Source organism: Azospirillum sp. A1-3 (assembly GCF_023806445.1).
Taxonomy (GTDB): domain Bacteria; phylum Pseudomonadota; class Alphaproteobacteria; order Azospirillales; family Azospirillaceae; genus Azospirillum.
Genome location: NZ_JAMSLU010000007.1, coordinates 20,259 through 30,230, shown reverse-complemented (window position 1 = coordinate 30,230; position 9,972 = coordinate 20,259). Strand labels below are relative to the sequence as shown.

6 protein-coding genes are annotated in these 9,972 nt (G+C 69.9%); 2 read left to right on the top strand and 4 right to left on the bottom strand.

Annotated features, from left to right (window positions below):
- Positions 1 to 65: 65 nt before the first annotated feature.
- Complete coding sequence (locus M5E06_RS30780; protein ID WP_252141504.1) at positions 66 to 1,334, top strand: glycosyltransferase family 9 protein; 1,269 nt, start codon at positions 66 to 68, stop codon at positions 1,332 to 1,334.
- A 37-nt stretch (positions 1,335 to 1,371) separates the two neighbouring features.
- Here M5E06_RS30780 and M5E06_RS30775 read toward each other — a convergent pair whose 3' ends face one another.
- Genes M5E06_RS30775 through M5E06_RS30765 form a run of 3 tightly spaced genes read right to left on the bottom strand, consistent with a single transcriptional unit; the run spans position 1,372 to position 6,591 of the window.
- A complete protein-coding gene (locus M5E06_RS30775) occupies positions 1,372 to 3,276 on the bottom strand; it encodes an O-linked N-acetylglucosamine transferase, SPINDLY family protein (protein ID WP_252141503.1) in 1,905 nt (634 codons plus the stop codon).
- Positions 3,273 to 5,084, bottom strand: coding sequence for a tetratricopeptide repeat protein (locus tag M5E06_RS30770; protein ID WP_252141502.1), 1,812 nt, complete (start codon positions 5,082 to 5,084; stop codon positions 3,273 to 3,275). Before M5E06_RS30770 ends, M5E06_RS30775 begins: the two co-directional genes overlap by 4 nt.
- The gene (locus M5E06_RS30765; RefSeq protein ID WP_252141501.1) at positions 5,074 to 6,591 is read right to left on the bottom strand and encodes a tetratricopeptide repeat-containing glycosyltransferase family protein; all 1,518 of its coding nucleotides are present in this window, start codon (positions 6,589 to 6,591) and stop codon (positions 5,074 to 5,076) included. The genes M5E06_RS30770 and M5E06_RS30765 overlap by 11 nt, the downstream gene beginning before the upstream one ends.
- A gap of 110 nt (positions 6,592 to 6,701) precedes the next feature.
- Between M5E06_RS30765 and M5E06_RS30760 the strand changes: the two genes are divergently transcribed.
- Positions 6,702 to 8,573, top strand: coding sequence for a glycosyltransferase 61 family protein (locus M5E06_RS30760; RefSeq protein WP_252141500.1), 1,872 nt, complete (start codon positions 6,702 to 6,704; stop codon positions 8,571 to 8,573).
- 2 nt (positions 8,574 to 8,575) lie between these two features.
- Here the strand turns inward: M5E06_RS30760 and M5E06_RS30755 are convergent, their stop codons facing one another.
- A complete protein-coding gene (locus tag M5E06_RS30755; RefSeq protein ID WP_252141499.1) occupies positions 8,576 to 9,895 on the bottom strand; it encodes a class I SAM-dependent methyltransferase in 1,320 nt (439 codons plus the stop codon).
- Positions 9,896 to 9,972 lie beyond the last annotated feature (77 nt).

Genomic DNA, 9,972 nt, shown 5'->3' with positions numbered 1-9,972 from the left:
TTCATGGAAATGAGGATGAAAATCACCCCCAAAATGCTCAATTGCTGGGCATGTTGGAAGCGGCTTTGCACGCCAACCCACATGACGCGGGCGCTTGGAGCACGCTGGGCGTTCTCCTGCGCCGATCCGGCAAGCTGAACGTGGCGATTGCCTGCCACAACCGTGCATTGAATTGCGCCCCGGAAAATGCCAACATCTGGACCAATTTGGGAAACGCTCTGACGGAGGCCGGCCGTCTGGCGGACGCTGTGGCAGCGCAGGAGGAAGCGCTGCGGCGGGAACCGGACAACCCGAGGGTGGCCTTCAATGCCATCGTCGGCCTGCGGCAGGCCGGCCGTTTTGCTGAGGCGCTGGCGCTGATCGACCGGGCGGGGGGGGCAACCGCCGATCCAGCCCTGCGTTGGGAGCGCGCGCTCATCCGGTTGCAGATCGGAGACTATGTCCATGGCTTCGACGATTATGGCGCGCGGCGCGCGTTGCCCACCTACAACGGACGCAGCGCCACGCTGCCCGCCTGGGACGGCGGGGTCCTAGACGGCCGGTCGGTGTTCCTGACCTCCGAGCAGGGGCTGGGCGACGCCCTGCTGATGGCGCGCTACCTGCCCCTGGTAAAGGCGCTCGGCGGGCGCGTGCTGTACGAGGGACACGCGGATCTCAGACGCGTGCTGTCCGGCCTGCCAATCGACGAGTACCGGGGCTGGGGCGGGCCGGTGGACGGCGATGTCGAAGCCTCGCAAATGGATCTGCCGGGCCTGCTCGGCACCACGCTGGCCAGCATCCCTCCGCCGGTCCGGCTGACCGTGCCGGAGGAGGCCCGGCGCAAGGCGCTGGGCATCCTCGGGCCGAGGGAGCCGGGCATCTTGCGGGTTGGCATCGTCTGGTCGGGGCGGGTGACCTTCGCTGACAACGCCCGGCGCGCGACCGGCCTGGCGCCTTTCCTCCGCTTTGCGGAAATCCCAGGCGTCCAACTTTACAGTCTTCAGAAGGGACCGCCGGAAGCCGAACTGGCGGCGTTGGGACCAGCCCGGCAGTTGGTCGTGCCGCTCGGGCCGGAACTGGAGGACTTCGCCGACACCGCTGCGATGGTGGAGCAGCTCGATCTCGTCATCATGACGGACAGTTCCGTCGCCCATCTGGCGGGTGCGCTCGGCACGCCGGTGTGGAACCTCGTCCAATATGTTCCTTACTGGATCTATGGGTTCACGGGGGCGTGGACCCCCTGGTACCCGACGATGCGCCTGTTCCGGCAAGGCATGGATCTGGACTGGCGGCCCGTGTTCGACGCGGCGGCCGGAGCCCTGCGCGCCGAGGTGCGGAGGCGGACCGGGCACTGAGCCGACGCCTTGCGCCAAACGCTCAGCAGCCAAACGCTCAGCCACCCCGCTCCAGCCATTGCTGCCACATTGTCCGGTAGGCCGCCTCGACCGACCGTGCGAAGCCGCGTGGGTTCCCCAGGGAAGAGCGCTCAAGCCGGTCCCGCATGCCAAGCCGCAGGGCAGCCAGCCGCGCCGGATCCCGCGCCAGGGCCAGTGCTGTCCCGACATAGCCGTCCTCACTGCCGGCGACCAGTTCGGCCAGCCCGCAGTGGGTGAGCAGACTGGCGCCGACCCGCGCCACATGGTGGCGGCCGGCCAGCGTGACGACTGGCACCCCCATCGCCAGCGCCTCGCAGGTCGTGGTCGTGCCGTTGTAGGGAAAGGGGTCGAGCGCGATGTCCATCCGGTCGTAGAGCCGCAGATGCTCCGCGGACGACGCAACCTGGGCCAGGAGGTCAAGGCGGTCGGCCATCACGCCGTGCCGGGCGAAGCGGCGCAGATGGTCATCGCGCGTTGGAGGGTCCGCGAAGGCGCCGCTCTTGAGGATCAGGCGGGAGGAGGGCAGGGCGACCAGGATTTCCGCCCAAACCCGCAGGACCGCCGGGGTCACCTTGGCGACGGTGTTGAAGGACCCGAAGGTGACAAAGCCGTTCCGATGCACCGGCGGCGGGGCGGGGGGAGCGATGCCGGCCCCCACCTCAAAGGCGAGAAAGCCGTCCGGCAGGCGGACCAGCCGTTCGGCGTGCCAGCCGTCGGTCTCCCCCGGCGGGTCGGCGATGGCGTCGGTCAGCCGGTAGTCCACCGCCGGCATGCCGGTGCCGTCGGGGTAGCCAAGCCACGTCACCTGGATCGGGGCGGGCCGGCGCGCGAAAAGCAGCGGCCGCCCGCCCGCCGTGTGACCGGCCAGATCGACCAGGATGTCGATCCGGTCCTGCTCGATCCGCCGGGCCGCCGCATCTTCGTCCAGCCCGGTCAGCGGTTGCCACGCATCGGCGAGCCGCCGCATCCGCTCGGTCGTGCCGTCCTGGCGTGGCGAGGTCGGGTATCCGACCACCTCCACGGCCTCCCGGTCGTGGTGGCGCAGCAGGGGTTCGATGAAGCCGGCGCAGGCGTGGTCACAGAAATCCGGGGAGACGTAGCCCACCCGCAGGCGCCGGGCCGGATCGCGGTCATTGGCGAATGGGGCGGCGAATGGGGCGGCGGACGGGGTGGCGAAGGCCGCGCGGCGTTCCAGCCCGCGGGCATGCCGCTCGTTCCAGTGCGCGTGGGCGCGGGCGATGACCTCGGGCGGAACCAAGGGGGAATAGTGGAGGGCGAGCAGCAGATTGGAATGGAGGAGCGGCAGGGTGGGGTGCCGTTCCAGCCCATCCTGGAGGATGGCGATCGCCTCAGTCACACGGCCCTGGTCCTTCAGCGCCTCACCCAGGTTGACGACCGGCTGCGGCAGGTCCGGTTGCAGGCGGATCGCCGTCCGGTAGCTGAGAACGGCGAGGCTCAGCTCGCCACGGCGCCGGTGGGCATCGCCGAGGTTGCTGTGGGCACCCGCCATTGCCGGATCGAGACGGATCGCCCGCCGGTAGGCCGCCATTGCTGCGCCGAGATCGCCGCCGGCCGTCAGCATATTGCCGGCGTTGAACCAGCCGTCGGCATGGCCGGGGTGCAGGGCCAGCGCCACGCGCGCCGCCGCAATGGCCTCGGCGCCGCGCCCGCGCTCCTCCAGCGCGCAGGCGAGGTTGTTGCGCATCGCCGCGTCCTCCGGCCGCGCCGCAATCGCCCGGCGGTAATGCGTGGCGGCCTCTTCCCACCGCCCCGTCCTCCGCAGCAGGACGGCGAGGTTGTTGTTGGCGTGCGGGTGGTCGGGATGGCCCGCCAGCAGCGCGCGGTAACCGGCCTCTGCCAGGGCGAGCCGCCCGGCCTCGTGATGGGCGAGCGCGTCGGAAAACCCGGAGTCCGCCGTCATCCGCGCAGCCCCGCCTCGTCGAGGATGGCGAGCAGCCGGGCGGCCGAGCGCTCCCAGGTGAAGCGCTCCAGCAGACGGGCGCGGGCGGATTTCGGCGCGCTGTCGCCCTGGATGATGTCTCTTAGGATGTCCGTGGCGGCATCCTCGTCCGGGTTCCACCAGTCGAGGCCATGGAAGGGCGGGTAGTACCCGCCGCCGGGCAGGAGCGCCGGGCCGACCGTGGCGGGGATCATGTGCGCGGTCGTGTCATCCAGGTAATCGACGTAGGCGGAGTGCCGGGGCGCCACCAGCGTCAGCCCCATCGCCCCTGCCTTGCACATGGGCAGATCCCAGCCCTCACCGTGCGACAGGCTCCAGTAATGCGTCGCGGCGCGGTACAGTCCGGTCATCGCGATGTCGCTCATCGAGCGGTCGATCAGATTGATCGGCGCCGCCTGCGCCAGCCGCTTTCCGGCTCCCTCCTCCGCCAGCCGCAGCAGCGCGCCAAGCTCGGCGCGCATCGCCGTGTCGCCGCCGCCCTTGCCCAGTTTCAAGATCAGCACCGCGTCATCGGTCGGCGCCGTGGCGCGCAGCCACACCCGCAGCAGGGCCAGGATGTTCTTGCGCGGAATGAAATCGGAGATGTTGAGGAACCGGTGCCGGTAGCGTGACACCAGCTGCCCGTTGGGATCGACCAGCGTCGGGGCCGGCGCGTCTTCTCGCACCGCGTCTTCAGGATCGACGCCGAGCGGACAAATCCGCAGGCGTTCGGCGGGGAATCCTCCCGCCTCCCAGGCGAGGCGGGAGGATTCGGTGGGCACGAGCACGAGGTCGCTCAACGCGCTCTGGCGTCGCCACGCCGACGGAATGCAGGTGCCCTCGAACATGGAGAAGGTGACGGTGGCCAGACCCGGCACCCGTTCGGTCGCCAGCGGGATCAGGCAGTTCACCACGGCGCGTGCCGGCACCGGCCGGTCGAGGCTCTCCTCGGGCCAGGAGTCCGGACCGAGGATGCCGATGGCCTGGAGCGGCACCGCGTCCCGCCGCAGCCTCTGGATCAGCCGGCGGCAGAAATGCCCGTAGCCGGTGTGACTGGTGAAGGCGCCGCGCATCACAAAGCCGCCGCTTGCCGCGGACGCAGGCTCCGTCGGTTCCGCGCGCGCCATCGCCGCGGTGGCGTAGTGCCGGCAGCGCGCCAGCCCGTCATTGGCTCCGCGCAGCGTCGGGTCGAGGCACAAGGCGCGGGCGAAGGCCACAGCCGCCGGCTTCAGCCGGCCCAGCCGCAACCAGATCTCGCCGAGCTGGGCGTGGGCATAGGCCCCCTCGGGGGTGTGGGCGATCGTGCGGCGGAAGGCGTCCTCTGCCTCGGCGAAGTCCCCGTTCAACAGCCTGACCAAGCCCAAGTTCAGCCAATCCTGGGCCGAAGGCGGCGCGAGGCGGATCATACGGCTCAGATGCCGCACGGCTTGAGCAAGGTCGCCCGTTTCCTTCAGGATCGAACCCAGGCGGCTATGGGCGAACGCCAGTTCGGGAGACAGCACCAGCAGGGTCCGCAAAGACCGTTCCGCCGCCGCCCACTCTTGGCGGTGCTGCAGCACGACGGCCAGATTGGTCAGCGCCGAGGCATGCCCCGGCTGAAGGCGGACCGCCTCGCGCAGCGGCTCGACCGCCGCGCCGTCGTCTCCGGCCGAGAACAGCGCGGCGCCCAGCAGGTTGAGCGCGTCGGCTGTCCGGGGGGCGGTCCGGAGAGACGCCCGGCACTCGGCGATGGCTTCGGCCAACCGCCCGGCGCGGTAATGCTCCGCCGCCCTCTCGATGCTAGGCTCCACGTCGCTCCTCCTCCTGCCCACCGGCCGCGATCCGCGCGCGCATCGCTTCGGCGATCCTCGTCATCGTCCCGTCCCAGTCGTTCCGCCGCGCCATCCGGAACAGCCGGGTGGCAGGATACCAGGGCGTGCGGTCTGACAGGCGCATCCAGCGCCAATCGGCCAGCCAGGGCAGGGCCAGGAACACCGGCTTGCCCATCGCCCCCGCCAGATTGGCCACGACGGAATCGCAGGCGACCACCAAGTCCAGAGACGTGACGATGGCGGCGGTGTCAACGAAGCCCTCAGCCCCGCCGCGTCGCCCCGGAAGCGAGACGATTCCCATGCCCTCGCCCAGCCGGTCGAGCTGGTCGAGGCCGATCCCCTGCTGCAGGCTGAAAAGCCGCACTCCGGGAACGCGCGCCAGGGGGGCGAAATGCTCCAGCGGGATCGAGCGGTTGTCGCCATCCGCGCGCCATTGGATGCCGACCCGGAGTTCGCCTGGCCGGCAGTGCTCGGTGATCTGCTGCTCCCAATAGAGCGTCCGTTCCGGATCGGGCCGCAGATAGGGCACGCCGCCCGGAATCGTCCGCAGCGTCGTGCCGCAGCGGAAGGGCAGGCTCATCAGCGACACGCAGCAGTCGAACGCCGGCAGCGGCTCGCCCCGCGCGACCAGCACGTCGATGCCGGGGACGCTGGCAAGAACCTGCTTCAGCACCGGCTGGCACTCGAAGACCGTCCGCGCACCCCGCGCCTTCAGCACGCTCAGGTAACGGACGAACTGAAAGCTATCGCCGAGCCCCTGTTCGAAATGCACGAGGATCGTCTTGCCGGCGAGTGGACCGCCGTCCCAGACCGGCGTTCCGGGGAAGTCGCGGCTCCATCGCCAGACCGCCTGCCCAGTCCGCCATTCGTACGCGCGTGCGCCCTCCTCGAAGTCGCCAAGAGTCAATTGGCAGATGCCGAGATTCTTATGGTGCTCAGGGCAGGCCGGAGCGATGCGGATGGCGCGGCGGAAGCTCCCCACCGCATCGTCCGGTCGGCACTGGGCGAGCACCGAGCCGCCCAGGTTATTGTTGGTGTCGGCAGAGTCCGGCCGCAGCAGGACCGCCACGCGATAAGTGGCCTCGGCCTGCTCCGGTTCCTCCACGGCCATCAGTGCGTTGCCCAGCATGAAGGCCGCCTCCGGATGATCAGGCCGCAGCCACACCAGCCGGCGCAGCACCGGCACGGCCTCCGTGGCGCGGGCCTGCTCCATCAGCAGCCCGGCGAGGTGGAAGAGCGTGTCGGGATCGTCCGGGCGCAGCCGGAGCGCCGCCCGCAACGGCGCCAACGCATCTGTGCCCTGGCCGAGCGTCCGCAGCGTCAGTCCCAAGACAAACCAAGGGGCGGGGTGGTCGGGCCGCAGCGCGGCAGCGCGGCGCAGGCTGGACGCCGCGTCTTGCAGCCGTTCGGCGTCGATGTGATGGAGGCCTTGACCAAAACATTGGGCAAAAGCGTCCTCGATGCCGGGAAAGGCCGCTTCGGCCATGCACGCTTCCCCGTGGGATGTCGATGTGGGTTGGTGTAGCCTGGGGCGACAAGGGTGGTCAACCGGACGGTCCGCCCGTCCTTGTCCGCTGTCACCCTTCGCCTCCTCCAATGCCGCCCATCCCATCGTCCACCAGCCTGAGCCTTGCCGAGGCGCTCGGCCGCGCTCTGAGCCTCTATGAGAACGGCCGCTTTGCCGAGAGCGGGGAACTCTGCCGGGCCATCCTGCGCAGCCTGCCCGATCAGGCCGAGACGGCGTGCCTGCTGGGCACGGTGGAGGCGGCGCAGGGCCGCACCGCCGAGGGGGTGCGGCTGTTCAAGACCGCCATCGCGCTAAAGCCCGGTTTCCAAGATGCCCACCGCAATGCCGCGCTGCTGGAAGAAACGCGGCCGGAGCATGCGGTGCGGCTTTATCGCCGGAGTCTTGTTCTCGATCCGAGCGACGGAGCGGCCTGTCACGCGCTGGTCCTGCTGCAGGGGCGGATGGGGAATGAGGAGGCCGCGCTGACCCTGCTCCGCCAGGGCATCGGCCGTGCGCCCGGCCATGTTCCGTTGCGGGAACTCCACGCCGCCACCCATGAGCGGGCTGCCGTCCGTGCCCTGGAGCGGGACGATCCGGACGGGATGGCGGCGGCTTGCGCGGAAGCCCTCCGGGGACTTGCCGATGCGCCGCCCAGCGCCGCGCTGTACGAGGGGCTTGAGCGGCTCGTCCGCCTCGCCTTGCTGGCCGGACGGCCGGACCTCGCCGTGGCGCTGCTTGCGATCAAGGACCGTTATGATTTCCCCGCCTTGCCGGCCTCGGCAATCGACCGTTTCCCGCTGCGCCTGCTCGGCTTTGCTGATTGGTGCGCCGCCGCCGGCCTCCGCCACGCGCTGTGGACGCCGCCGGTCCAGCCCCTGTCGGCTGCCCTGTCTCTGGCCCAGCCCGATTGGCTGCGGGGGCATGTCGAGGGGCTGGCGCGGCTTGGTGACGAGCCGGTCGGGGTGGCGCTCGACGCCGAGGTCGAGGTGGCGCAAGGCTTCTACGTCAAAGACAACTACGAGAGCTTCGTTCTCGCCGGCCGCCGGGCGATGCTGTGCGAGACCACCGCGACCGTGGTGAAGAACGGCTGTGTGCCTCTGGTCGGGGTGACGCCGGGGGCGACGGCCGCCGTCTTCCGCCTGCCACGCCCGCTCTACCGCACCGTGGAGATCGACCAGCCCGTCCTGTTCCTGCCCTCCACGCCGAACTATTGGCATTTCCTGGTCGATGTCCTGCCGCGGCTGATGGTGTGCGACCGGGTGCCGGAAACCCGCGACCTGCCGCTGCTGCTGTTCGATCTGCGTGGCTACCAGCGCGAGATGCTGGAGTTGGTCGGGATCGCGCCGGACCGCATCCTCGATGCGCGTGCGCTGGTCGGGCCGGGCGTCACCCAGGTCCATTACCGCCTGGCCCGCGCGGCGGTGCCGTCCGCCGTCAGCTACCCCGCCGCCTATCGCTGGCTGCGCGACCGGTTTCTGCCGCTCCGCCGGCCCCGGCCCCCCTCCCAAGGCGGGCGGCTGTATCTGTCCCGGCGCGGCTCCGCTCCCAAGCACCGGATCGCCAACGATGAGGCGGTCGCCGCACGCCTCGCCGGACATGGGTTCGAAACGGTGCAGCCGGAGCGGTTGGGCGTCCTCGAAACCGTCGAACGGATCGCCGACGCCGAGATTGTGGTGGCCCCGGTCGGTGCAGCCACGGCCAACCAGGTCTTCCTGCCGCCGGGCGGGACCTGGATCCATCTTCACAACCCGGACTTCTTTCACCCGCACTCCCCGTGGAACCCGCAGATGGGAACCCAAATCCCGATGCTGGGCGGGTTCCGCCATCTGGCCGGATGCTTCACGGACGAGCCGGACAGCCGTCCCGCCGACCTGCTGGCGCGGCTGGACATTCCGGTCGACATCGACCTCGACGCGCTCGGACGGCTGGTCGGGGAGGGTGCTGTGACCCAGCAGCCCTGACCTCAGCTGGTCGGAGCGAGCCCCAGCAGCGCTGGAACATCCTGACGCACGGCGAGGGCCGCATCATAGGTCTGCGCGTCGACCACCTCGATCCGGGGCAGGGGAAACAGCAGCTTCGTCCCCGCCATGATCGTGGCGCGTTCACGGTGCAGGAATTCGTGCCGGAAATGCCAGGGCAGCACCAGATACCAGTCGGGTCTCAGCGCCCGCGAGTCCGCTTCCGAACGGATCAGGATGCCGGTGCCGGGCGTGCTGGTTCCCACCTTGGCCGGGTTGCGGTCGGCGGCGCACTCCACCAGCGTTCCGTCAATGCCGCACCACTGCAGCAGGACGTTGCCTTTGGTCGAGGCCCCGTAGACGTGGATCCGCCCGCCGTCTGCCCGGATTGCGCGCAGCCGCCCGGTCAGCTCGTCCCGCAACGCTTCGGCCCGCGCCTGGAAGGCGCGGTAGGGCCGCGCGGTGTCCAGCTCCATGACGCGCTCCCGCTCCCGGAGCGCGTCCAGGACCGCCCGGTCCTCCGGCGTGCCATGGCGTTGGTTTGCGCGATGGCAGACGAAGCAGCGGATGCTGCCGCCGTTCATGCCGTTGAGCGCGGCCCGGAAGATCCGCAGCCCCGCCGCCGCTGCGATGCGCTCCAGCACCGTAAGGCTGTAATAGGCGAGATGCTCGTGACAGACCGTGTCGAAGGCGTTCTGGAGCAACATCAGCGGAAGATAGGACAGCTCCAGAACCCAGACCCCGTCGGGTGCCAGCAGCCCGGCGACAGCCCGTGCCGCCGCGACCGGATCCTCCAGGTCATAGAACATGGCGATGGAGGTCACGACGTCGAACCGCAGGCCAGCGAGCGCGCCCAGCGCCGTTTTTGAGGGGAAGAAGGAGCGAAGCAGGGTAAACCCGTTCCCCGCTGCCGCCGCCGCCGCGACATCCGATGGATCGATTCCGACTTTGGCCGTGCCCGGCGGATAGTGCGACAGCAAGGTGCCGTCGTTACAGCCGACATCAAGGACGGTCGGCCTCTTTGCGGCGACCAGCGCCATCGCGTCGCCAACGATGCCTGCGAGGTGGTCGCGCATGGTGGCGTTCAGGCCCGAGCGGTACCAGTAGGCCTGGTACAGCCGCTCGGGCGGCACGCTGGCGGCGGTCTGCAGCAGGCCACAGCCTCCCTCGCACAAGACCAGCCGCATGGGCAGCCCCGGTTCCGGGGACATTGGTTGACCGGCCTTGGCAAAGACCCCTTGCAGAAGCTGAGGCCCGAGGTCGATGACTGGGGTAAGCTTGGGCGAACCGCAGACCCGGCATGTCTGTCTATGGCGATGGAGCATCTCGCGTTGATAACAAACTGGGCGCCCCTCTGTCGCAGGCCATGTTCAAGCCGCTCCGGTGACGTGCGGTGCGGGAT